Origin of the sequence: Flaviflexus ciconiae (assembly GCF_003971195.1) — a bacterium.
GTDB classification, from domain to species: domain Bacteria; phylum Actinomycetota; class Actinomycetes; order Actinomycetales; family Actinomycetaceae; genus Flaviflexus; species Flaviflexus ciconiae.
Genome location: NZ_CP034593.1, coordinates 1925665 through 1950038, shown reverse-complemented (window position 1 = coordinate 1950038; position 24374 = coordinate 1925665). Strand labels below are relative to the sequence as shown.

Below are 24374 nucleotides of genomic sequence, written 5' to 3'. Positions count from 1 at the left end.
TGGAAATTTGCGTGATCTAGCAATTTATTAGGGCTTTCGCTGGACCTGCACTGCTGATCTTCTTGCTTGGTGCTGCCCGGTATTGCTCGGGGCTACCTTGCTTTCGGTTGGGGAACTACTGCTTGGAGTACTGTCGCCCAGCATTCCGCGCCACGTAGATCCCGGTGAGCGCTGCGGCGATAACGCTGGCGGCAAGAAAGATAATCATCGCGATCCAGCCCCAGTTGTGGAAGACGAGTCCGGAGACGACGCCAACGATTGAGGAGCCCAGGTAGTAGGCGGTCAGGTACATGCCGGTGGCCTCGGCCCTGTCCTTGCGTGCGAGTGCCCCCACCCAGCCGGAGGCGATGGAGTGGGCGATAAAGAAGCCGCCCGTGAAGATCGCGGTTCCCATGATCGTTGTGACCGGGCTGTTGATGGTAATGAGGGGGAGTGCTATTAGGCAGGAAGTAATGCCGAGCATGAGGATCTTTGCCCTGCCTGCCTTGACGGCGGCTCCTCCCGCCCATCCGGACGTGAACGTGCCAACCAGGTAAAGAATAAAGACTGATCCGGCAAGCCCGGGGGAGAAGCCGAAGTCGTCAGCGAGTCGATATCCCAGGTAGTCGTACAGGGAAACAAAGGCTCCCATGAGTAGGAAAGCGATGGCGAAGAGTCCAAGCATTGTTGGGTTGGTGAGGTGTCGCCATACTGCCTTGATCTCGGACTTGATCGTCAGCTTCTTCGGGGTGAACCGCTTTTGCTTCGGCATGAGAAGAACCGTAAGGATTGCGCAACTGCCCGCGAAGATCATGTTGATCCCAAGACCCCACCGCCAGCTCTCAAACTCCAACACTCCGGCAGGAATTAGGCGGGATAGCAGACCGCCCAATGTTGTACCGGCAATGTACTGGCCCATGGCTCTCGGTAGATCAATTCCGTTGATCTCGTCCGCAAGATAAGCCATCGCCGTGGCGGGTACGCCAGCGACAGCCAATCCTTGGAGTGCGCGGCCCGCAATGAGCCACTCGATGGTGGGAACGAACGGAAGGAGCGCTCCCACGGTGACAGCCAGGAGTGAGGAAATGACCATGACGCGGCCCCGACCAAAGCGTTCCGACAGGATCGAAGCTGGAAGGATCGCAAGCGCCAGCATTCCTGTTGCTGCGCTGACCGTCCATGCTGACATGGCTGGGGTGGCCCCAAAGTAATCCGACAGCGCCGGCATAAGAGCCTGCGTGCAGTAGATGGCGTTGAAAGAAGCCAGCCCTATGGCAAAAAGAGCAATAACGGCACGACGGTAGTCGGGGTCTCCGCGCCGAAGTCCGCACTGGTCGACCATGTCCCCTCCCTTGAGCTTCGCTTCTGTGGAAGTGCCTTTCGCCAATAACGTCATAGGACTAGAGTCCCGCTAGTCAAGCAACTTGTAAAATGAATAGACTTGCACTTATTCATGCAGAAACTGCATGACCATGTACGTGTGTGTCAAGTGGGAGGGGGATGCCTCGATGCTCTCCGACGATTATTCCTGGTATCTCACACTCGCGCGGGTGCAGCACCTGACCGAGGCTGCCGAGATACTCGACATCCCGCAACCCACACTGTCCCGGAAACTGTCGGGGCTTGAAAGGCGTATTGGTACCACTCTGTTTGACCGGGGTGGCCGGTCGCTTCGACTCAACGAACGCGGTCGCGCCCTGGAGAAGGCAATTCAGGGGGCCGTCCGTAGTCTCGATCGTGGCGAGGAGGAGATCCGCCGGCTGCTGGATCCCGAGACCGGGCGGATCAGGTTCGGGTTCATGCCGTCGCTTGGCCCATGGCTGGCACCCCGCCTTATTCGGGCTTTTACCTCTGAGCATCCGCGTGCGGAGATGGTTCTGTCGCAGGACACTGCGGAGGTACTAGTGGGGCTGCTCCTCGATGGGGAGCTGGATGTTGCCCTCTGTGCGCCCGATGTTCTCCCCGAGCTACTCGGTGATCTCAACATCCTCACCGTACATCGGCAGGCCATGGCGCTCGTGGTCCCGGAAGGGCACCGGTTGGCCGGGCGGGAACTCGTCGATTTTAAGGAAGTAGCACGGGAACCGTTCGTGGCTGCGCCCGCAGGTTACACGACCCGCAATATCTTGGAGAGGCTGGCGAAGAAGTCCGGTGTAGTTCCTCGGATCGTGATGGAATCCGAAGCGTTGGCAACTCATGCTGGGCTTGCCTCCACCGGTATCGGTATTACCGTCCTCCCAGACGATGATCCATCGTTACACGTGCCGGGCGCCGTGTTCGTTCCGCTCAAGACGGAGCTTAAGCGCGACATTGCCCTCGTGTGGCCATCGAGTGTCGAACAGGTTCCAGTCGTCCGATCTTTCCTGGAAGACACGTCGAATCGGTATGGGGATAGCAAACAGGCGGAGCGTTAAACGATCGTCACGGGGCCCGCTCGGCGCAGTAGTTGAAACAACCGAATAGTGGGTCGGAAATTAAAGCGACCGAATAGTGGGTCGGGGTAATGGCCGCGCAATGGCAATTGCGCTCGTGGACATGCGATAACTCATGTAGCTCCGTAGTGACGTTGGGGAACTTGCCCGCTCTTCTATCCTCCGCGAGGCTGGTAGTTTTCCGGTTCGTTCCGACCGCCTTCGTCCGTGGTGTTGAGGACAGATTGGTCTCCGACAAGTCCTTCATATTCCAGGAAGAGAAGGACCTCGGTGCGCTGGGTGTCGTTGAGCTCCTCCCAGGGCTTGAGCTCGCCGTTTTCGTCAAGGAACGTCAGGAAGTAGTCATCGTCGAGAGCGTAGTTGGCTTCTGATTTGGCTTGGAGGTATTCAATGGGGTCGCTAACCCCGGCACCGGTATCGAATGCGCTTTGCCAGTCGCCCTCGTACCAGGAGTTCCAGGTGGCACTGTAGATCTGTTCCTGGAAGTGGGCGATAGCTTCGTCGTGAGCCACGGCCGCCGCCACGTCAGCATGCTCCACATGATCGGTTGGGAACAGCCAGTCGACAAGGATCTCTAGTGGAACGGTAGCACCGGGGTGGTCCTCGCTGAATTCTATTTGACCGGTGAGGAAACTAATCGTTTCGTTACGAAAGTCAGCTGCGTGTGCGGCTTCAACCTCGGTCATTGTTTCTGCCATGTTCAGCAGGTAACTTATTGGCGCATATTCCGCCGCGGCACGGGCAATGCCGTCAAGGTCTGCACCGTCGGCGATGGCCAGTTCGATGTCCTCTCGCATGAGGCGATCGATCTCTTCGGAGAACACGTCGATACCGGACTTGCCTTCTTCGGGCTGGTGATGGGACATGTCCCGGAACATTGACTGGTCGCCATAGAAGTCCTGGACGACACCGTCGTGGAACTGGATGCGGACACCGTCCCGCCAGTTCTCCTCATCCGGGTTGTACGTGCCGGAATCGTCGTAGCGACCATTGAACGAGGTGACGAAGTCATCGGCGTAGGGTTCGAGAATGAATCCGAGCTGGTTACGGAGCTCGCTGTTGTTGCTACCGAAACCTTCCTCGCCGCTACGGAGTGCGAAGCCGGTAATGCCCTCAACTTCGGCAACATGGTTGAGGCCGTACTGGTAGCCCTCGGTGAGGCCGACGGCGACAATGCCAGCCTTACGGTTGTCGTCAATCCACTCGTCCTTTGCTGTCTCGTAGGCGGCAATCTCTTCAGCGGTGGCTCCCGGGCCGGGTTCAACAGGTAGCTCGTTCAATCGGGGGTCGGTGGCTTCGGTCATGATCTCAGCCCACAGCTCACCCTTGTCGCTCCACTCGTAACCGATGTGGCGGTGGCCAGTCATGTACTCGGCAACGTTCATGTTCTCGTCAAGGAACTCGGTGTCCGAAGCGAGGAAGGTTTGGACATAGTCCCGCCTGTCCTCATTCATCTCTGTCAGGAACTGTGCGTGCGGATCGGTGGGGTTGATGGTGCCCACCGAATCCATGAGGCGGGCAAGAGTCATGCCAGCGTTGCTGTAGCCCTCCTCGGTGCGGGCGCCTGAATAGAGGCTGGTGCCGTCAGTGTTCCAGGGGCCAACCGAGGCCTCGTGGCGAGCTCCACCGTACGTCGCTTCCCATTCCAGAATGTCCTGGGCAACCGAGGTGTCGGTGTTGCCGGTTCCGTTAAAGAACTCATCCCCGGCAACCAGCCATTCATTGCCGGTAGCTGCCGCTCCCATGGCGGTGATGATGTAGTCGTATCCGTGCTTGCCGTAGTACGGGTCGTAGTGCTGATCGGGATTGGGGTCGTGCGGGCTGGGCGCCGTGAAATCGGTGTTGCCTGCCTCCATGATCCCGTTCCGGAACTCCACCTGAGCACTGGACACGGACTGGCCGCCGTCGTATGCGATTCCGGGCTGTACTGCTTCCCATGCGGCAGCTGAATCCGGGTCGGCTAGGTTGGCTCCACCGGATGCGAGAACAAAAATGGAACCGATCTGGGTGGCGGCAGTGTCAAGCTGGGTCGGGTCGAACTCGTCCGGGACACCATCACCGTCATAATCGTCATTGCCGAGTGCCAGTACTCCGTACTGTTCCAAACTGATCAGGGCGCCCGTGAGATTGTAGGCCCCGACCTTGTCGGCCAGCGCATTAGCGAAGAACGGGTTGGAAGAATCTTCGCCATACTCGGTCAGGAAAGTTTCGACCTCTTCCAGAGTGAGCTGACCGTCCTCAAAGAGAACCGCGGCTTCCTCGGCCCGCTCGCCATAGTATTCCTGCTCGGCGGCACCATCGAGGACCGGAATGTCATCGAACAGTGTGGTGGCGATTAGTTCCCTGCCGCCGGCTCTCGTCTCGGGGCTCACGATCGAATCGTGGTGGGCAAGGATCGCGTTTGCTTGGGCGTCCGCCTCAGCGTTAAGGGTTTCCAGCGTGCGGTTGTAGGTGTTCGTCAGGTCGCTGTGCTGAGTGTCTCGCTTGAGGGTGATGCGGCGAAGCTCCTCGTCATACTCCTCCTGGGTAAGAGAAGTGACGGTGGAATCAAGAGCTCCCTTTTCCCGCCGGAATGTTTCGTTCGCAGTATCCCAGTCCTCCTGCAAACCCACGATCGTGGTATTCGTGGTCGTCACAACCGATGCATAGGCATCGATTGCCGACTGGACGGGGGCAAAATCATCGGAGAGCTCGATGAGCTGGCTCTGGTAGGAGAGCGCAGAAGAAGCGTAAGCATCCGAGGCGTTACCCTCCCACGAAGCGGGCAGATTGCCGGGACCAGCTTGGGCTATCTGGGTCGACAAGAGTGACTCGCCAACGTTGTTGACTGCCTCGCCGAAGGCATTGATATCGGCTTCCGTGTCGGGAACCGTGGGGAACTGGGTTGCGCCGTCGCTCATGACTATCCTTCGGTGGACGAGGTGAGGAAATCGAACTGACCGGTCGTGTCCGTCTCAGTGGTGTCGTAGTTAGCCATTGCTGATTCCTGACCTGAACCAAGCAGGGCAGCAGCATCCGAGTATTCGCGGATAACTGTTCGCATGGTCTCCAGGAACATGCCGATCTCGTTCCTCAGGCGAACAACACCATCGGTGCCACGTCCTGCAGGAATGTCGTGGATTGAGGAAGACGTATCGTTGATAACGGGCTGGATGCCACCGGCAATGTTCGCCAGGGTCTCAGAATCGGTCCAGTCCTCCTTGGTGCTGATGCCCAGCGCGTCTCGATCGACTGCGACAACGTCTCCCATTGATCAACCTTCCATCTGCAATGTGTACATGGTTGATTCTGGTAGGCATCCGAAACCTGCGCCACCGTGAGAACTACCCATCAGGGTGTGACACGGGTTAATGACGGAGGTGCGAGGAGCCGAGCCTTGGTGTTTTTGCCGGGCAGAAAGCCAAATGCTCGGGTTCCATTATTGACAAATGTCTTGGGCAGCGTGCAGGCGGGTATTACTTCCCGCGGGGTGTTGCAGGGCGGTGCAATGTCTCTTGGCTCAGTGTGGGGCCGCCTGTGAGAAGTCGCTGTGTCAGGCCGTTTTACCTACCAGCGTTCCGGTCCGGTTGCGTGAAACTGCTGTGAGAGCGTGTCGTTCTTCTTATTTTCCGTGCGGAATCAAGAGGGCACCGGCGGCATCGAGAACCGCCTGTAGGCTCCACTCAAATTCGTCCATAAAGTTATAGTTCGGGGTCATGACATGCTCGTCAACAAACTGGGCAAGATAGGGGAAAGCGCCGTCAGCAAACAGGGAAGCCATCTCTTGCGCAACGTCAGCGGCTGAGTCCTTCCCGTCAGTGCCTGGGGTGCCCCTGTTACTCGTCGGGTCGTCTCTGTCGGTCTCGGTCTGGGATGAGAAGGAGAGTGAAGAAGCCTGGATGGCGAAGCCGTAGACGTGGGCGTCGACGAGAGCGGCGGCGTGTGCTGCCTGCGTCGAACTGAACCCGTCCATCATGAGGCACCCAAGTAAGCCATCCAGGTGAGAGAGGGTGGCGGCGCCCGGCGGCCTGCGGTTGTTGAGAAGGGGAATCGACCAGGGGTGCTCAGACAAGATGTTCATAATCGAACGGGAACGTTTCTCAAGCTGCTGTCGCCATGGCATGCCCGGAACGGGCTGATAGAACAATGAATAGATTCTGTCCGTGACGGCATCAAGGATGGCGTCCCGGGAGTCGAAATACCAGTAGAGCGACATGGCTTGAACGCCTAAGTGTCCAGCGAGCTTGCGCATAGAAAGGGACTCGAGGCCGCCCGTGCTAGCCAGGGCAACCGCGCCATCAATAATCGCGGACCGATCAAGTTTAGGGCTCTGCTTTTTCCGATTCATTACCCTCTATCTTACACCGTATAAGTGGGTTAGTCTTACGCTGTAAGTCTACGTGAGGCGGAGTCATGCAAGCAGCGGTTCGATACAACTATGGAAGCGTCGATAAAGTTCAGGTTGCCGAGATTGACAAGCCGGAGCCGGGAAAGGGTCAGGTCGGGATCGAGGTCAATAATGCCGGCCTTGATCGCGGCATTGTCCACATGCTCACCGGGGTCCCGCAGGTCATGCGGCTCGGAACCGGGTTGCGTAAGCCCAGTAATCCGCTACTGGGTATAGATTTCCTCGGGCAGGTTAATGCCGTGGGTGAGGGTGTAACAGGTTTTGAAGCGGGCCAGCTCGTATACGGCAACGGTGTCGGCACTCTCGCCGAGTATGCGATAGCTACACCGATACAGATCGCGGTGGTTTACCCTGAGACTCTTGACTACTCACTTGGGATTCTTCCTGCTTCCGGATGTACGGCGCTCCAAGCGTTACGTGATCAGGCGAAAGTGGAACCCGGGCAGCGTGTGTTGATCAATGGTGCTTCCGGTGGGGTCGGTACGTTCGCTGTTCAACTTGCGAAACATCATGGGATGTGAGGTCGTCGCGGTTGCCAGTTCGGCTAAGGCTAAACAACTGGAAGGGCTGCAACCGGACTTGGTCATCAGCTATGACAGGGAGCCGCTCCCGGCAAGTGGTGACTTTGATGCGATCTTCGATATTGGCGGCATGGTTCCGATCTCCACTCTCCGCCGGGCACTTTCTCCAACCGGCACTCTCGTCCTTATTGGCGGCGAGGGTGGTAGCTCGTTCGCGGCGGGCCTCGGGAGGCAGGTTGGGGGAATGGTCTCGAGTGTTTTTTCAAAGCAGAAAGTCAAAATGCTTGTGTCCTCCACGAGGACAAATGATCTCGAAACATTGGCCGACTATGTGACGAGCGGCAGACTTAAGCCCGTGATTGGGTGGGCCGTGTCCTTAGAAGAGGTGCCGCAGGCTCTCGGCGCACTGGAGCGCGGCGAGGTGTTCGGAAAGGTCCTTGTCGACATCGCGTGAAACCGTGGCGGTGACAAGCCGTGGAGGTGACGCGGTGACAGGCCGTCGAGGTGACATTATGGCAGGTCCTCCCGGGCGTTTTGGTCGAAGAGGCCGGCACCTAGCGGTGAGCGACACTGCGCAAAGCTTGTACCTAGTGGCTAGGAGAGGTCGAGGCTATTCGCCCTCGCCTCGATAGAACTTCGCTGTGCGCTCCGCCATTCCTTCTGCAACGGTCTGCTTCGCACCGGATGCAATGTGCGCATTGCGCCATGCGTGAGCTGTGTCGGTAACGAATTGGAGGCCTTCGGGTGTCATTGATAGTTCGGCCATCTTCTCCGGGTTCGAGTTCGAATCGCCCCGCAGGTAAAGAAGCAGGGAGTAGAAGGCGCCATCCCACCCGATCCCGGTGGCGGCCGGTCCAAAGGTTTCCCAGTGTTCGTCATCCTTCACTTCGTGGACGAGGGTGAGAACAGTGCCGGATCCGGTGGGGGTGAGGCTCAGGGAAACGTTCGACACGTCCTCGCCGTACTCCCAGGTGACCTCGAGTGACTGCTGGGGCGGCAGGTTTTGATTGTTCCCGAGTGCTGTGAGCCGGTGAGTTCGTAGTCGCCGCCCTCTTCCAAGTCTCCGCTTAGAACGTCGAACCACTGGACCATTGCCTCCGGGCTGGTCAGGGCATCCCACATGGCTGCGGGTTCGAATGGAAAGGTCTGAGTGAGCTCAACCAGGTGGGAGCCCTTCGAGTGCTGAACTGTGCGAGTGACCGCCTGGACCTGTTCCTTGAACGTCATGGATTCCTTCCGCGGCGCTGCCCCTCAGCGCTTCCTCCTCCACCCTACATTTCCCGCCCCGCGCGAGACAGCGGGGGATCGAACGAGATTGTGGGGACTGAGTTAGAAGAAAGTTGGTGCTCGAGGCAGGTGCCGATCCTGGGGTGAGGCTGTGAAGATGTCGGCAAGGACCTGTGAGAAATCCTGTATTTGAAAGGTGAAATTTCGATTGTTCTATCGAGAGCGCGCGAAGTTTTCGTTGAAATTTCGCGAGTTTTGATCTTTGTGGAATAAATCCATCAGATTCAAAGTTGATATTAGTGGACTCAAGAATTGATCAGTCGGTTGGACATAACCATCAGATTGGTTCAAACTTGAGAAGGAAAAGTGAATGTGCCGCGATATGCGGTTAGGGCTACGGCCCGGAAGGAGTAAACAAATATGGCACGTGCAGTAGGTATCGACCTCGGCACCACGAACTCGTGTGTTGCTGTTCTTGAAGGTGGCGAACCCACCGTTATTGCGAACGCCGAAGGCGCTCGCACCACCCCTCGGTTGTTGGTTTCTCGAAGTCGGGTGAGGTCCTCGTTGGCGAGATCGCCAAGCGTCAGGCCGTCACCAACGTTGACCGCACCGTTCAGTCGGTCAAGCGCCACATGGGCACCGACTGGTCCGTCGACATCGACGATACGACGTACACCCCGCAGCAGATCTCTGCTTTCATTCTTGGCAAGCTCAAGAAGGACGCCGAGGCATACCTGGGCGAAGAGGTAACCGACGCAGTTATTACGGTTCCCGCCTACTTCAACGATGCTGAGCGTCAGGCAACGAAGGACGCCGGTCAGATTGCTGGCCTGAATGTCCAACGCATCGTCAACGAGCCCACGGCCGCTGCTCTTGCTTACGGCCTTGAGAAGGGTAAGGAGGACGAGCTCATCCTGGTCTTCGACCTCGGTGGCGGTACCTTCGACGTCTCGCTCCTCGAAGTTGGTAAGGACGAGGACGATTTCTCCACCATTCAGGTTCGTGCAACCAACGGCGACAACCGCCTCGGTGGTGACGACTGGGATCAGAAGATTGTTGACTGGCTCGTTGGCCAGGCCAAGAACTCCTACGGTGTTGACCTGTCGAAGGACAAGATTGCTCTCCAGCGCCTCAAGGAAGCTGCCGAGCAGGCCAAGAAGGAACTCTCCTCGGCCACCTCGACGAACATCACCCTCCAGTACCTCTCCATGACGGAGAATGGCCCGCTGCACCTCGATGAGAAGCTGACCCGCGCCAAGTTCGAAGAGATGACCCGCGATCTCCTCGACCGCACGAAGGTTCCCTTCAACAACGTCATTAACGACGCCGGCATCAAGCTCTCCGAGATCGACCACGTTGTTCTCGTCGGTGGCTCGACCCGTATGCCCATGGTGACCGAGGTTGTTAAGGAACTGACCGGTGGTAAGGAGCCGAACAAGTCCGTGAACCCGGACGAGGTCGTTGCCGTTGGTGCAGCCCTCCAGGCCGGTGTCATCACCGGTGACCGCAAGGACGTTCTCCTGATTGACGTGACCCCGCTGTCGCTCGGTATCGAGACCAAGGGTGGCGTCATGACGAAGCTTATTGAGCGCAACACCGCTATCCCGACCAAGCGTTCCGAGGTCTTCTCGACCGCTGAAGACAACCAGCCTTCGGTTCTCATCCAGGTCTACCAGGGCGAGCGCGAGTTTGCTCGCGACAACAAGCCGCTGGGCACCTTCGAACTCACCGGTATTGCTCCCGCACCCCGTGGCATGCCCCAGGTTGAGGTCACGTTCGACATCGACGCCAACGGCATCGTCCACGTGTCCGCTAAGGACCGTGGCACCGGCAAGGAACAGTCGATGACGATCACCGGTGGCTCGGCTCTTCCCCAGGAAGAGATCGACCGCATGGTCAAGGAAGCCGAAGCGCACGCGGCTGAGGACGCCAAGCGTAAGGAGGAGCAGGAGCTCCGCAACACCTCCGAGCAGCAGGTCTACTCCATCGAGAAGCTTCTCGAGGAGAACAAGGACAAGCTCGATGACGCACTCGTCTCCGACGTTCAGGGCGCTGTCGACGCGGTCAAGACCGCACTCGAAGGCGAAGACGTTGAGGCACTCAAGACCGCTCAGGCGGAGCTGACCGAGAAATCGCAGAAGATCGGCGAAGCCATTTACGCACAGGCCGCTTCTGAGGCACCTGCCGAGGGCGAAGCCCCGGCGCAGGAAGCCCAGGAAGACGACGACATTGTCGACGCCGAAGTAGTTGATGAAGAGGACGGTAACAACAAGTGAGTGAAAACCAGTCACCCGAAGAGAGGAAGCACTCGGAGGATGCTGGCACCACTCCCGAGGAGCAGGTCGAATCCGTAGAGGTACCTGAAGAGGGTGCCGCTACCGCGGCCGCCGAGACTGAGGAAACAGTAGCCGACGGTGTAGAAACTGAGGAGACTGCCGCTGAAGGCGACGAGGAAGCGGAAGAAATCGATCCGCTACTGGAAGCCCAGGCGAAGATTGTGGAGCTGGAAGACCAGCTTGCACGGTCCCGTGCCGACACGTACAACGTGTCGCAGGAGTACAACGGCTACGTCCGACGGTCCAAGGCGGAGGCGGCAGCCCAGAAGCAGGCGGGAATCGCCTCGGTTCTGGAGAACCTCCTGTCGGTCCTTGATGACATTGAGCTGGCCCGCCAGCACGATGGCCTCGAAGGCCCCGCCGGGAAGATCGCCCTCAAGGTCGAGAACACTCTCGAAACGAACTACCAGCTCGTCCGCTTCGGGGCAGTGGGGGATCCCTTCGATCCCGAAATCCACGAAGCCCTCATGCACTCTCAGTCCGAGGACGTCGAATCTGAGCAGATCGGAACTCTGATCCAGCCCGGATACAAGCACGGAGACAAGGTGCTCCGGCCCGCACGGGTCGGCGTTGTCTCGCCGCAGTAATTCAATGAGGTGTGCCGGGCATAAACGCCCGGCACACCCACAACAGAAGGAGGTGATGCGCCATGGCTAGTCAGGATTGGCTATCCAAGGACTTTTATGCCGTTCTCGGTGTCAGCAAGGACGCCTCGCAGGACGAAATCAAGAAGGCCTATCGCAAGCTCGCGCGCACCTACCATCCGGATAAGAACCCGGGTGATGCTGCGGCAGAGAGCAAATTTAAAGAGGTAGGCGAAGCCTACGCGGTCCTTTCCGACGCGGAAGACCGCAAACAGTACGACGCTATTCGCGCCATGGGAGGCGGCGGAGCCCGCTTCTCCGCCGGCGGTGCCGGAGGCGGAGGTTTCGAAGACGTCTTCTCCAGCATGTTCGGTGGAGGGGCTGCCCCGGGAGGTGCACGCTACCAGCAGACATCGCAGGGCGGCTTCGACGACATCCTGTCCGGAATGTTCGGGGGAGGCGGAGGATCCCCGTTCGGCGGGGAGGCTTCGGCGGCTTTGGCAGGCGCCCACAGCGCGGCGCCGACGAGACCGCATCAACAAGTATCTCGCTCGCCCAGGCAGTCCAGGGCGCAACGATTCAGGTCTCGAACCACGGCCAGCGCTATTCGGCGAAGGTCCCTGCAGGTGTGAGCGACGGTCAGAAGATCAGGCTCCGCGGCAAGGGACAGCCCGGCCAAAACGGCGGGGAAGCCGGCGACCTGCTCATCACCGTCACGGTTGAGAAGCACCCCGTGTTTGAACTGGACGGCAAGAACGTTCGGATGACACTCCCCGTGTCATTCTCCGAAGCCGCACTGGGTGCGAAGGTTTCTGTTCCCACGGTTCATGGCGACACTGTTACCGTGAAGATCCCGTCCGGGTCCTCGTCCGGTAGTACCCTGCGGGTGCGTGGACGCGGAGTGAAAGGCAAGGGACTGCCGGGCGACATGCTTGTCACCCTGAAGATCGTGGTTCCCAAGAAGCTCTCAGCGGAAGCCAAGGCAGCCGTTGAGGCATTCCAGGAAGCAACCGGGGACGCTGATCCGCGTGCTGACCTGGTGAGGATGGCTGAGGTATCGTGAGCCCCTCGCTGTCCAGGAACGACCCCGTCTTCTCCGTCTCGATTGCGGCGCAGATGGCGGGGATGCACGCACAAACCGTCCGCCAATACGACCGCCTCGGACTCGTCGTTGCCTCACGCACGAGGGGTGGCGGACGCCGCTACTCGCTCAACGACATCGCGGCTCTCCAAGAGATCCAGACGCTGTCCCAGGAAGAGGGAATTAACTTGGCAGGTATCTCCCGGATCCTGGAGCTCGAGCAGGAAGTCAAGAAGCTCAAGCGGGAAAACTCTCGCCTGAAGTCGATGGCTAACCGACTCAAGGATGTCCTGCTGGAAAAGCAGGCTGCCGAAAGGCGCGTCTTCGCTGCCGGTCAGGACGGCTCCATTGTTGCCCTGTCGCGCGGTGAACGCGCGCCCGCCGACGAAGCCGTACGCCGCAGCTCCGCGCTTGTGATTTGGCGGCCGAGGTAAGGTGACGTCACGATGTCGCCGGCTCGATGCGTCTACTGCCGTAGAACTGTTGATCGGTGAAGATGAGCCGCCCGAAAGGGCGGCTTTCGTGTTGTCGTGATCTTGGCAGGGATGGGTAGGTGCGTGAGGTGATAGCGGCTCGTCAGTTACATGCCCGCAATGTTAAGGAATATTGTCTATCTGCTTTGCCGATTTTCCACTGAATAATACTTTGCGTCAGCTTCCGGTTCTCAGCTCACAACGAATGTTTACACGATATACTTTCATCACCACAAACCCTCAAGAATGGCCTTGGGGGGGGGGTTACTCCTGCAGATGCAGGTTTGGAGAAATTATGAAAAAGACGATGACGAGCGTGTTGGCAACGCTCTTACTTGTTTTAGGGATGGGCGGTACTGCGATCGCGGCAGAGGGCTATCGGGGATCGAACGTGTATGGCTGTCAAGCTTATATAAGCGGTTCCAAGGCATGGACGAATTGCAGACCGGCAACACGATCATTTGAGTACGCGACGAAAGCGTGGTGCACAGGCCAGCCGACCCGAATGGGAACTTTCAGATCGGTTTCTCGCAACTCGAATGTCACTGGAATATCCGAAGTGGGCTGCACTTTTAACGTGCATGACGGACAGACAAAGTATCAGTGATCTAAGCGGTGGGTGCGGCAAACTTTGATCGTCGCGCCCACCGCCCTTGAATTCGGATAGACACTATGAATTTTCTTCGCATGAGAGAGCGCCTTCGAGGCTCCCTCTTTATCTTCATCATCCAGAGTGCTGTTCTGCTATTGCTGCTCGAGAGATGGTGGCCGACATTCAATGGCCTAGGCCCGTCGATTTGGATCTCCATGCTCCTGGTAGGCGCTGCCGCAGCGGCAATTGCTGCCACGAGAGAGTCAGCTCGAATCGAGGCCGAGGCTAGGCCGGTCACTGAAGTCTCGCCACGATCCCAATTTGGGATTGTCGTGTTGCACTGGGGCGCGGATGTTTTAACGCTCTCCATTATCCCGACGGTTATGGTATCGAGTGTCGCCTATCTTTTGGTTGCAGCTTTTGGCTATGGCTATTTCGATTGGGGATACCCGCTGTATGCGCTGCTGTTCGGGATCGCAATGGTTCTTCTCGGCAAAGTGGCCGCGCGTTTGTTCGCTGGTCGAGTGATTGCACCGCTCGTTGCCTTTGTGCTGGCTGTCTATGCGTGGATGTACACGATCGTGACGAGTGCACATGCGGATACATGGACGATGTTCGACCGAGCGGCACTTCTATTTGTCGTACTTCTTGCCGCCCTGCTCTTCGTAGGTCTTCTCCTCGCATATAGAGCTAGTGAAAAACGTGCTGCTGCAGTTGCCGGACTAACCCTCGTCGGCTTTGTTGCCCTGGTCTTCATTGGCGGCTCGATACACGTTTACAACTATCCTCGTGTGCCTACCGCGGATCCCGAGTGCGTCACGGTCGCATCAGATTCGATCTGTGTCTGGCCAGAGGATGAGCCGCTGCTTCCCGGGCTGGTTGCCCAGTTGGAACGTGCTCAAGCCCTTGAAGCGGCAGCGGGGATCGAGCGTCCCAGCATCGTTTTTGCCGAACCTGGCTATGACGGTGCGAGCCGTGGCGGTCATCGCATGACTGTTGCCCCGGTTGAGGGCGGAGCATCACTGCGATCAGCACAGGGCTTTGTTGCACCGGCGGTGGACACCCATACCGGGTTCCCGCAGTGCGTCGACGGGAACTCCACAGGCGAAGATTTTGATCGACATTTCCAAGTTGCAGACCTCATGACTGCGTACGTCATCGGTGACATGGCGGATGATTCGTGGGCGACTTCGAGTCCGGAAATGGATGCGTGGCGGCTTCAAGTCGGACAGGTTCTTGAGGAGTGGCCGGAGGCAGACCGAGTTGCCTGGCTCGGGGAACAGCTGGCCCATTACAATGAATACTGCGAGTTCTCGGGAGAGATTGCACAATGACGATCGAAGAATCTGGAAAACTGCCGACAGGCATAAAGGTCTCGGGCCTCACGCAAGGCTATGGCAACCGTGAAGTTCTGAAGGACTTCTCCCTTGATGTGCCTGACCGTTCGATTGTGGCTTTAGCCGGCCCAAATGGAGCGGGTAAGACGACGCTCATGCGAACCATTGCCACGCTGTTGAAACCAAAGGCTGGAAGCATTGTTGTTCTTGGCCATGACATCGCGGCCAAACAGGGGCGAAATGAGCTTCGACGAAACCTTGGCTACCTGCCGCAGGATTTCACTGCAGATAACAAATTGACAGTGAAAGAGTATGTGGAATATTCCCTGTGGATGCGAGGATTCTCGAAGATCAAGATTGAGGCGGCCTCTGAAGTGGCGATCGACCGCGTTGGCCTCTCGCAGACTAAGCACGTCAAGCTCAGAGAGCTCTCGGGAGGAATGCGTCAAAGAGCGGGAATAGCTGCGGCAACAGCGGGTGACCCGGATCTGCTGATCCTTGATGAACCGACTTCGGGCTTGGATCCTGAGCAGCGTTCGCAGTTTCGGGAAGTGCTGAGATCGTTGGATTCGAGATTAGTCCTTATCTCCACGCATCTCATCGAGGACGTTGCATCCTTGGCGGACTATCTTGTTGTCATCAGTGACGGCAATCTGGCGTACGCGGGCTCAGCGGACATCCTTCGAGAAGGTGACCGTTCGATCGAAGCGCTGGAGCGCATCTACGTGAATCTGATGAGAGCTGGCCAATGACGAGGTTTGGAGCCTGGCGCATCTTTCTCAAGACGCGCCGTGCTTGGGGTGTAGCGGTACTCTCCGTTATTGCCACAGTCATTCTGCTTCTCCTTCATCCTTCCGCGTATGGCATCCCCGGGTTCAACAATGTCAGGGACACTCCCATCAGCTACCTCATCGGCTTCGTACTCGGGTCCCTCAGCGCGACACTCGTCCATTCGGTGAGTCCTGCAATGGAGATCCTGGCGACGCGCAGGGTGGCACAAGCAAGAGCATTGCTTCTGCTGATTGCAACAGTCGCCCAGGCTTTGCTGATACTCGGCGTCTCGATAGTGCTGAGAGAGATAGCCGGTCTGGACATGCCGCGGGAGCATGTCGCAGTGTTTCTGACGTCCATGCTCTTTTTTCATGGAGTAGGGTTCCTTGCGGCCGGGCTCACCGCTGGACCCCGCATGTGGCTGATTCCCACAGCATTGATGGCCGTGTTCCTCGCCTTCTCTTGGAAAGATGAGTACACGGTGCAGCCCTGGAACCTGGTCCTCAATACAAGTGGCTCTCTTGTCGTCACTGCTGTCTGTGCCTATGGCCTTGGCCTTGTCATCGCGAGTATCGGCAACCCGAAGATCAGGGCGGACTGATGGCTTGTCGCAAGTGTTGAAGTATGTGAATAGCGCAAAGCACTATCGGTGATGGACAGGCTGGGGTCGAAATGCGGGCAGCCGTCATCTATGCTTGCGGTCGAATAACCTTGGTGGCTGCTATCTGAGCGGGCAGGGTTGGTGAGTGAGGGATAGCATCCTTATTCGGTTGGTGGGCTTTCGAGCTCTTCGATTGACGTTACTTCAAGAACTTCCAGTACTTGAGCTGTTTCAGGACTTTCAAGTTTAACTCGAAGTCGAAGCTCGGACATTGGTTCGCGATAGTCCAGATCGACGTCGGTGAACGGTACGTCGTCTGGTAATGAAAGCAGTTGTATCTCTGGTGTTCCACACTGGGGCGGATCGGACTCAAGCACTGTGTCGCACATTCGTGATCCGCCACTATCGTCCTTAAAGACCGCGCCTTCGATAATCCACACTGTCCCCGGGGCCTTGCCCTTGATTGATCTCACTGAAATGAACTCAGCGTCGGACTGTGTGGGTGTTGTCGTGGTGCCTTGAGGTGAGCCGTCGCCAGAGCAGCCAGCCAGCCAAGCTGAGGCGGCGAGAAGTGCCACTGATAATGCGGCTTTCTTTCTCGTTTTCATGATGAGTGCTTCTTATCGAATATGCAGTCGAAGGAGGTGCAAATAGCTTCTCATGTGGCGGTCTTGCGTACAAGAGCCCTTTCCTCGTGTAGTCGCCATCAAATGAAATATTTAATGATAAAAAGCCCAAATTCGTGCCAAATGTCCAATTTGTCTAATCGCAATAATGTGGCGGTTGTTGACTACACGGCCTACGGCTGACACTGCTTGGGCAATCCGAGATTCAGGTTGTTGTGTTGCCAGGCTCACAGCGTGAGTATCCGGCCTGTTTAGAGCCATCTGTTCGTGTGTCGGGGAGCCGGCTATGGTGCCTGTGAGAGCCAGTGACTGGTGTTGTTGGGAGCCACTGGCTCTCACACGCATTTTTAGAGCATTATTCGTGCTTGGTGTTCTCTCATGTTGAAGGTGCCGGTCTCGATCCACGTCGTGTTGTGAACGATGCGATCCATGATCGCATCAGCATGGACGCTGCCGCCGAGGCGGGTGTGCCAGTCCTTTTTCGGATACTGGGTGCAGAACACTGTTGAGGCAGCGTCATAGCGACGCTCGAGCAGCTCCAGGAGGAAGCTCTGAAGCGCTTCGTCAGGCGGATCCAAGAGCCATTCATCGATCACAAGCAGAGTGAAGTTACTCAGCTTCTTGAGCAGCTGTGTCTTCCCGTGGGGCCTATCGGCCGCGACGCTGATGAGCTCTTCCAGGTCGGGCATCCGTACATAGTGAGCTCGGATCCGGTGTTGGCATGCTTGGTTCGCAAGGGCGGAGCCGAGATAGGACTTGCCCGAACCCGTGAAGCCCTGGAAGACGATGTTGTGGTGCAACTCGATGAACCGGCAGGTTCCCAGCTGAGCCAGCATCCCCTGATCAAGTCCGCGTTCGGTGAGCATATCGACCCTACGCAGGTCCGCGTCGGGGTAGCGCACTCCTGAGCGGCGCCCCAGGCCTTGGATCTTCGCGTGAGTGAACACGGCGTGCGCGTCATCAACAGCAAGCTTGAGCTTCTCCTCAAACGACAGTCCCAGTGTCAAGGCATCATCAAGGGCGCTCAGCGCATCGAGGAGGGAGGCTGCTCCCATGTCGCGCATTTTGTTCTTCGTTTCAGTATCGAGCATCGTCATTTCGATTGGCCTCCGGCGTAGTAGGAAGCCCCGCGAACATAGCCGCCACCTTCAGAAGAAGATGGAACAGCATTTCCGGTTTTGTCTTGTCCGGTATCGAGGATCGGGCGCACGTGGCTATAGCGTGGGGAGCGAATATTGGCCTCCAAGGCAATCTTGCAGGCGGCCTCGACCCGACCGGTGGTAAACCGTCGAGATAGGCGTAGGACTGCGAGAGCGGGGTCCAGGCCCTGCTCGGTGACTGGGACAGCGGCAAAGATCTGATCAACGACCGTGAGGGCGTTCGGGCCGATCCTGGTGGCCCAGTCACGGACGCGGTGCTCGTCCCAGGGCTGATAGCCCTTCCCCTCAGGCAGGTCACCGTCATGCGTGCGATAGACCCCGCTGGTCCGGGCAGGGACGCGGACGTGACTGGTGAGCCGATCGTGGCCGTCGTAGATCTCTACCATTGAGGTCGTGATCCGCAGGTCAACCGTTTTACCGATGTTCACGTAGGGCACGGAGTAGGAGTTCTTCTGCCACACCACATGAGAGTTCTTTGCGACTTTACGGCTATAGACCCAGGTAGCAATCTCATACGGTACCGCTGGTAGCGGGCGCAGCAGCGGCTCCTCCTCGGTGCGGAAGACACTCGTGCGAGAGCCTGCACGCTTCTGAAACGGTTCAGCATTATAGGACTCGAGCTCATCGTGGATTGCTTGGCGCAGCTCGGCAAGAGAAGTGAAAGTGCGTTCTCGCAGCTTGGCGTTGATTCTCGTGGCCACGTGCCAGACCGTGTTCTCCACGCTTGCTTTGTCTTTCGGTTTTCCCACCCGGGCGGGGAGCACGGCTGCCGAGTAGTGGCCGGCGAGCTGACGGTAGGAATCATTCAAGACGATCTCGCCCTCCCGGGGTCGGGTGATGACACCGGTTTTCAGGTTGTCACAGACGATCCGCGGGACGCTGCCCCCGAAGTAGTCGAACATCGCTACATGAGCGTTCAACCACGAGGCCTGTGTCATATCCGCGCAGGGCTCGACAAACGCATACCGCGAGAACGGCAGGCAAGCGACGAACAGATAGACCTTCTGCTCCGTACCAGTGACCGGATTGGTCAAGGTCATCGTGGGGCCAGCCCAGTCCACTTCCACTGATTGTCCGGCTTTATGCCCTACCCGAGAGGCGACCCCGGTGAGGTGCACATGATGTTGATATCGTCGGCAGAACCTGTCATAACTCATCGCCAGACCACCCTCGTCTTTCACGAGGTCAACGTATTCGCTGTGCAACAGTTTCAATGTCACCCCGACCCTGGCAAGTTCGCGGTGGACGCGGGCCCAATCGGGTTGGACGTAAACGCTGGTGTGTTCTCCGCGGCCGGGAAACAGCCGCGCATAAACCTCCGCTTCAGGTATCTCGGCTATTTCGTCGTAGGACAGGCCTTCGCGGTCGGCGGCTTCGAATACTTGGGCGATGCTATTACGTGACATCCCGCGGGCGGCTGCGATCGCGCGGCCTGATTGTCCCTGGGAACGAAGCTCTAAAATCAGCTTCGACTTAATCTTTCGTACCATGGGTACATGCTCCTTTCGTCGCGCGACCTATCCACGCGACGGAAGGAGCCTAACCAGGGTGGCTCTCAGACACGCCATAAATGGCTCCCACCGGCGCCATCCAGGTAAACGACCACTGGCTCTGAGCCGCACCATGACCGGCTCTTACAACCACGAATATTCACAGCGCTCTAAATAGCTCTACTCGCGCTGCGTTATAGCAGGCAGAGAGGCTTGCTTCACAATAATGTAGACGTTTATTCACATAGATTTCTTTCCCCGTTCTTCTTTCGTCTCCTGGAATTCACTTTGCTCGAACAGCATGATGACGGCCCGGAAACGGGCAGAGCAGACATGTTTTCAGTTGAGAGAAAATGGGGAAACCTTCCATGGATATGGAAAAATCCCGGAACTCAGCACCCAGGCGCCGGCTTCTTGCCGGCGTCCTCGTGGGCGGACTGAGTATCGGAACAATCGCACCGGCAATGGCGGTGGATGGCCTCAACCAGACTGACGCCGTCACCGCAGCTGTCGAGGCGATGAACATTGACGGGCGGCAATGCCATCGTCAACGCATACGACCGTCAGATGCTCGCCCCCGGGGTTGAGCTCGTCAGCGTCGACCGGATCCAGCCGGGCGGACGCCTCGAATTCGACGTTCTTGTCGCAGACCTCGGCTCCGGCGCCGTCAAGGCCGACTACCTGTACCCGGGAACCGTCTCCGATGCAGAAGCGATCTCGGACATGATCGAAGATGCTGATGCTGTCGCTGGTGTCAACGGCTCCTTCTTCGACATCAACGCCTCCAAAGCACCCTCCGGTGTCGGCGTCTCCGAAGAGGATGGCATCGTCACCATCCCTGCCGGAACCGGCAATGGTGAGATCACCTCGAGCAACATCCCGATCGTCTTCACCCCGAAGGCCTCGCCGCCTTCTCCGGCATCACCCTCGTCACTGAAGTCACCCACAACGGTGAGCTCCTTGACCTCGACATCGTCGGCGTCAACTCCTACATGCTGGGTGAGGGCCAGGTCGGCCTCTTCAACCACCTGTGGGGCGACTACACCCGTGACCGTGCCCTTGACGGCGGAACGGGCACCGAGATCCTCATCAACCCCGACGGTGTCGTCACCTCGGTCGGCATCCCTGCCACCGGCCAGCTCCCCGAGGGCGTCACCTCCCTCGTCGAGCGTGATCGTGCGGGTTCAGAGAATGCGCTTGATGCAATCAGCGTCGGAGATACGCTGACAGTTGAGAGCTCGGTGACCTCTGACGCGGGCGAGATCTCGGCTGCCATCGGCGCGAACGCCATGCTCGTCGCAGACGGAGAGCCGGTCGGCTCTGGCACGGCAACTGCTCCGAGGACCGCGATCGGCTTCAACGAAGCCGGCACTGTCATGTACCTGCTCGTCGTCGACGGCCGTCAGGCCTCATCGGATGGCCTGGGCCTCGCTGATCTTGGTGTGCTCATGGCAGAGCTCGGCATCTACAGCGGTGCGAACCTTGATGGCGGCGGCTCAACCACGATGGGTGCAGTGCCGCCGGGTGAGACCGAGGCACAGATCCCGCACAACCCGTCGGACGGCTACGAGCGTCCGGTGCCGAACGGCATCGGCCTCTACGTTGAGCGCGGCTCCGGTGAAGTGATCGGCTACTCGATCTCCTCGCTCCTCCAGGTCGGCCAGCCCGACCGTGTCTTCCCGGGCCTCACGAGGCAGATCCAGGCGAAGGGCTATGACGAGACCGGCTCCGCCGTTCCCGGCACTGTTCCCGCCTGGTCGACCTCGACCGGCTCTGTCGCTGTTGAGTCGAACGGCGACCACACCGCGACCCTCACCGGCGTTGCCGCAGGCAGCGACACGGTCACAGCATCACAGAATGATGCGAACGGGACGATGAACGTCCAGGTGCTCGGCGAGCTTGACCGCATCGAGCTCTCCCCGTCTGTCATCCAGCTCTCAACCTCCGATGAGGTCGGCTCCTTCACCGTCTACGGCTACGACAAGCACGGCTACAGGGCCCCGATCGACGCGAACGACGTTGTCATCGAGGGTGATGAAGCAGGAAGCTTCACCATCGAGTCCGGTACGAGCGGCACCTTCGCTGTCACTGCGAACGAAGAGAATGCGGCCTCACCGATCAGCGTCAGCGTCAACGGCATCAAGGCCGAAGCTGCCCTGACCGTCGGTGTCGACACACTCCCGCTCGTAGACTTCTCCGATGCTGCCGAGTGGACTGCCGGTCAGGCACGTGCCCCGGGCGTCACCGTGACACCCGCAGAGGGCCACGAAGGCAAGAATGGGGTAGCGATTGATTTCGACTTCACCCAGTCCACCGGCACCCGCGGCGCCTACGCCGTTGCACCGAATGGTGGCTTTGAGATTCCAGGCCAGCCCACCGCGCTTACCGCGTGGGTGAACGGCAACAAGGATGGTGCATGGCCCCGCATCCAAGTTCGCCAGGCCGATGGCACCACCACCCAGCTGGATGGCCCAACAGAGGTCTTCGAGGGGTGGCAGCAGGTTACTTTTGCCGTTCCGTGCGGTGTCGAATACCCACTGACGTTCCAGATGTACAGGATCATGGAAACCCGTCCCGCGGCGCAGTACACGGACACGGTGATCATCTCCGACCTCCAGGCACTCGTACCCACCGAAGTTGAGTTGCCCAAGACCGAAGAGGTGACCGACTCCGTTGTTGTTCCCACGGGCGCAACAGACGACTCCCCGCTTCGTATCGCCGTTGTCTCCGATGCTCAGTTCGTTGCTCGCAACCCCGAGTCGGGTGCAGTTGAGGGCGCGCGTGAGTCCTTCCGTGAGGTCCTCGCAGAAGATCCCGATCTTCTCATCATCAACGGCGATTTCGTCGATGAGGCAGCCCCGGAAGACTCCGAGCTCGCACAGCGCATCATCGATGAAGAGCTCGGCGACTTCCCGTACATCTACGTTCCCGGTAACCACGAGATCATGGGTGGCGACATCCAGAACTTCATCGACGCCTTCGGTGCTACCAACGGCTACCTCGATGTTGATGGCACCCGCCTGATCTACCTGAACTCGGCCCCCGGCAGCCTCAGCCATGACTTTGCTCAGCTCACCATGGCCAAGAATGCTCTGGACGATGCTGCGGTGAACGACGACATCACGGGTGTTCTCGTGTTCCAGCACCACCCGGTTGATGATCCGCTGCCCACGAAGGCAAGCCAGCTGTCCAACAGGCTGGATGCTGAGATGCTGCGCGACTGGCTTGAAGAGTTCCGTGCAGAGTCCGGCAAGCAGGTCTCCAACATTGCCGCAGGCGTTGGTATTTTCCATGCCATGACCCTTGATGGAATCCCGTACTTCATCAACGGCAACGCAGGTAAGAGCCCGACCGGCGGAAGCTCCGGTTCGTTCACCGGTTGGACCATGGTCGGCATCGACCCCGCCGGTGCAACCAGCAACAACCCGCGCGACTGGATCTCCTTCGAGGTCAACACCCGCGTTGACGAAGATGGGCTCTCGCTCGGTGAAGTTCCCTCCTCCTTCGAGGAATACGGCGAAGCCGTCACCCTGAACCCCACCATGGTTCAGGACGACGGTGTGCGTTCCATGCCGGTGGCATGGCCGATGAGCTACGCCTGGTCCGGTGAGAACGTCCACGTCGGCTCCGTCGACGAGGCACCCGAGGGAACCGTTGCAGCGTTCAACGCCGAAACCAACACCCTGACCCCACTCGCACCCGGCGATGCATCGCTGACCCTCGCAGTTAACAACAAGACTGTGACCGCGGAATTCACGGTTGAGGCAGACATCATCATCGTTACGCCCGAGGCCCCGGTATTCGAGGCCAACGTCATCACCATCCCCGAGGTCGAAGGCGTCGACTATGTTATCGGTGACCAGGTCGTTTCCGGTGACGTTGAGATCACCGAGGATGTCACGGTCGTTGCTCGCGCACTCGAGGGCTACGCCCTCGACGAGACAGCAACAGCATCGTGGGACTTCGTCTACGTTGCACCGGCTCCCGAGGTAGGTAACCTCTTCTACTTCGTGAACTCGTGGGACAAGACCACCGAAGATGTTCGTATTGCCTTCGGAAACGAGGGTGACGAAATCTTCGTTGGCGACTGGGATGGTGACGGCAAGGATACTCTCGCCATTCGCCGCGGCAACGAGTTCTTCGTGAACAACGAGCTAACCGGTGACCTCCCACAAGACACGTTCCACTACGGACGCCCCGGTGATGACGTCATCGTTGGCGACTGGGACGGTGACGGCACCGACACGCTCGGTGTGCGCCGTGGAAGCATGTTCTACCTCGTCAACGAGCTCAAGGGCGGCCATGCCGACATCTCGTTCAACTACGGCCGCGAAGCCGACGTTGTTCATGTTGGTGACTGGGATGGCGACAAGATCGACACGATCATGGTCCAGCGCGGAAAGGCCTTCTTCGCTAACAATGCCCTCATCGGTGGAAACGCTGAAGAAGAGTTCTTCTACGGCAAGCTCGGTGACGAAGTATTTGCAGGTGACTTCGATGGCGACGAGGTAGACACTCTCGCTGTCCGCCGTGGCAACACCTTCTACGTGAAGAACGAGATCGCTGGCGGTAATGCCGACATCGAGATCAACTACGGCAAGGCAACCGATGTTATCCACATCGGTGACTGGGACGGTGACGGAGTTGATACTCCCGTCGTCAACCGTTACGTCGGCTAATGTCGTAACTTCCAGCCAGCCTGGCTGAGACGAGGTGGGGGCAGGACCGGAAGGTTCTGCCCCCACCTCTTAACTTAGGAGCGGCTCGCGTTACC

General features: G+C 58.4%; 19 protein-coding genes and 2 pseudogenes. 12 read left to right on the top strand and 9 right to left on the bottom strand.

Features of this window, described 5'->3' with window-relative positions:
* Window positions 1–115: 115 nt before the first annotated feature.
* Window positions 116–1375, bottom strand: coding sequence for an MFS transporter (locus EJ997_RS08560; protein WP_206501624.1), 1260 nt, complete (start codon window positions 1373–1375; stop codon window positions 116–118).
* A 70-nt stretch (window positions 1376–1445) separates the two neighbouring features.
* Between EJ997_RS08560 and EJ997_RS08555 the strand changes: the two genes are divergently transcribed.
* Window positions 1446–2393, top strand: coding sequence for a LysR family transcriptional regulator (locus EJ997_RS08555; RefSeq protein ID WP_126704178.1), 948 nt, complete (start codon window positions 1446–1448; stop codon window positions 2391–2393).
* A gap of 173 nt (window positions 2394–2566) precedes the next feature.
* Here EJ997_RS08555 and EJ997_RS08550 read toward each other — a convergent pair whose 3' ends face one another.
* The 3 genes from EJ997_RS08550 to EJ997_RS08540 form a co-directional block, all read right to left on the bottom strand.
* Window positions 2567–5311 (bottom strand): hypothetical protein, encoded by a 2745-nt coding sequence (locus tag EJ997_RS08550; protein ID WP_126704177.1) that lies wholly within the window; start codon window positions 5309–5311, stop codon window positions 2567–2569.
* A gap of 2 nt (window positions 5312–5313) precedes the next feature.
* Window positions 5314–5661, bottom strand: a complete 348-nt coding sequence (locus EJ997_RS08545; RefSeq protein WP_126704176.1) for a hypothetical protein — start codon at window positions 5659–5661, stop codon at window positions 5314–5316.
* A gap of 351 nt (window positions 5662–6012) precedes the next feature.
* Window positions 6013–6738, bottom strand: coding sequence for a TetR/AcrR family transcriptional regulator (locus EJ997_RS08540; RefSeq protein WP_126704175.1), 726 nt, complete (start codon window positions 6736–6738; stop codon window positions 6013–6015).
* Window positions 6739–6803: 65 nt separating this feature from the next.
* Here EJ997_RS08540 and EJ997_RS08535 point away from each other — a divergent pair, with 65 nt between their 5' ends.
* Entirely contained in the window at window positions 6804–7319 is a 516-nt protein-coding gene (locus EJ997_RS08535; protein WP_126704174.1) for an alcohol dehydrogenase catalytic domain-containing protein, read from the top strand.
* 58 nt (window positions 7320–7377) lie between these two features.
* Window positions 7378–7773: a zinc-binding dehydrogenase gene (locus tag EJ997_RS08530; protein WP_164719907.1), complete on the top strand. Its 396-nt coding sequence runs from the start codon at window positions 7378–7380 to the stop codon at window positions 7771–7773.
* A 156-nt stretch (window positions 7774–7929) separates the two neighbouring features.
* On the opposite strand, the gene EJ997_RS08525 is transcribed toward EJ997_RS08530, so the two are convergent.
* Together EJ997_RS08525 and EJ997_RS08520 are read right to left on the bottom strand one after the other, a co-directional pair.
* On the bottom strand, window positions 7930–8271 hold the full coding sequence (locus EJ997_RS08525) for an SRPBCC family protein (protein ID WP_126704172.1): 342 nt from the start codon (window positions 8269–8271) through the stop codon (window positions 7930–7932).
* The gene (locus EJ997_RS08520) at window positions 8253–8546 is read right to left on the bottom strand and encodes an SRPBCC domain-containing protein (RefSeq protein WP_126704171.1); all 294 of its coding nucleotides are present in this window, start codon (window positions 8544–8546) and stop codon (window positions 8253–8255) included. Before EJ997_RS08520 ends, EJ997_RS08525 begins: the two co-directional genes overlap by 19 nt.
* A gap of 420 nt (window positions 8547–8966) precedes the next feature.
* Here EJ997_RS08520 and dnaK point away from each other — a divergent pair.
* The 7 genes and pseudogenes from dnaK (at window position 8967) to EJ997_RS08480 (ending at window position 16324) form a co-directional block, all read left to right on the top strand.
* Window positions 8967–10825 (top strand): annotated as a pseudogene (dnaK, locus tag EJ997_RS08515) (molecular chaperone DnaK).
* Window positions 10822–11472, top strand: coding sequence for a nucleotide exchange factor GrpE (locus tag EJ997_RS08510; RefSeq protein ID WP_126704170.1), 651 nt, complete (start codon window positions 10822–10824; stop codon window positions 11470–11472). The pseudogene dnaK and the gene EJ997_RS08510 overlap by 4 nt, the downstream one beginning before the upstream one ends.
* A gap of 62 nt (window positions 11473–11534) precedes the next feature.
* Window positions 11535–12532 (top strand): annotated as a pseudogene (locus tag EJ997_RS13535) (DnaJ C-terminal domain-containing protein).
* Window positions 12529–12984, top strand: coding sequence for a heat shock protein transcriptional repressor HspR (locus EJ997_RS08495; protein ID WP_323052608.1), 456 nt, complete (start codon window positions 12529–12531; stop codon window positions 12982–12984). The pseudogene EJ997_RS13535 and the gene EJ997_RS08495 overlap by 4 nt, the downstream one beginning before the upstream one ends.
* Window positions 12985–13710: 726 nt before the next feature.
* Window positions 13711–14949 carry a hypothetical protein gene (locus tag EJ997_RS08490; RefSeq protein WP_126704166.1) on the top strand — a complete coding sequence of 413 codons (1239 nt, stop codon included), beginning with the start codon at window positions 13711–13713 and terminating at the stop codon, window positions 14947–14949.
* Window positions 14946–15704, top strand: a complete 759-nt coding sequence (locus tag EJ997_RS08485) for an ABC transporter ATP-binding protein (protein ID WP_126704165.1) — start codon at window positions 14946–14948, stop codon at window positions 15702–15704. Before EJ997_RS08490 ends, EJ997_RS08485 begins: the two co-directional genes overlap by 4 nt.
* On the top strand, window positions 15701–16324 hold the full coding sequence (locus EJ997_RS08480; protein ID WP_126704164.1) for a hypothetical protein: 624 nt from the start codon (window positions 15701–15703) through the stop codon (window positions 16322–16324). The genes EJ997_RS08485 and EJ997_RS08480 overlap by 4 nt, the downstream gene beginning before the upstream one ends.
* Window positions 16325–16485: 161 nt before the next feature.
* On the opposite strand, the gene EJ997_RS08475 is transcribed toward EJ997_RS08480, so the two are convergent.
* The 3 genes from EJ997_RS08475 to istA form a co-directional block, all read right to left on the bottom strand.
* Window positions 16486–16932: a hypothetical protein gene (locus EJ997_RS08475; RefSeq protein WP_126704163.1), complete on the bottom strand. Its 447-nt coding sequence runs from the start codon at window positions 16930–16932 to the stop codon at window positions 16486–16488.
* Between the two features lie 365 nt (window positions 16933–17297).
* Window positions 17298–18047 (bottom strand): ATP-binding protein, encoded by a 750-nt coding sequence (locus tag EJ997_RS08470; protein WP_126704162.1) that lies wholly within the window; start codon window positions 18045–18047, stop codon window positions 17298–17300.
* Window positions 18044–19600 (bottom strand): IS21 family transposase, encoded by a 1557-nt coding sequence (gene istA / locus EJ997_RS08465; RefSeq protein WP_126704161.1) that lies wholly within the window; start codon window positions 19598–19600, stop codon window positions 18044–18046. Before istA ends, EJ997_RS08470 begins: the two co-directional genes overlap by 4 nt.
* A gap of 525 nt (window positions 19601–20125) precedes the next feature.
* Between istA and EJ997_RS13530 the strand changes: the two genes are divergently transcribed.
* Window positions 20126–20827, top strand: a complete 702-nt coding sequence (locus EJ997_RS13530) for a hypothetical protein (RefSeq protein ID WP_228201439.1) — start codon at window positions 20126–20128, stop codon at window positions 20825–20827.
* On the top strand, window positions 20722–24279 hold the full coding sequence (locus tag EJ997_RS08455) for a phosphodiester glycosidase family protein (RefSeq protein WP_228201629.1): 3558 nt from the start codon (window positions 20722–20724) through the stop codon (window positions 24277–24279). Before EJ997_RS13530 ends, EJ997_RS08455 begins: the two co-directional genes overlap by 106 nt.
* Window positions 24280–24374: the final 95 nt, after the last annotated feature.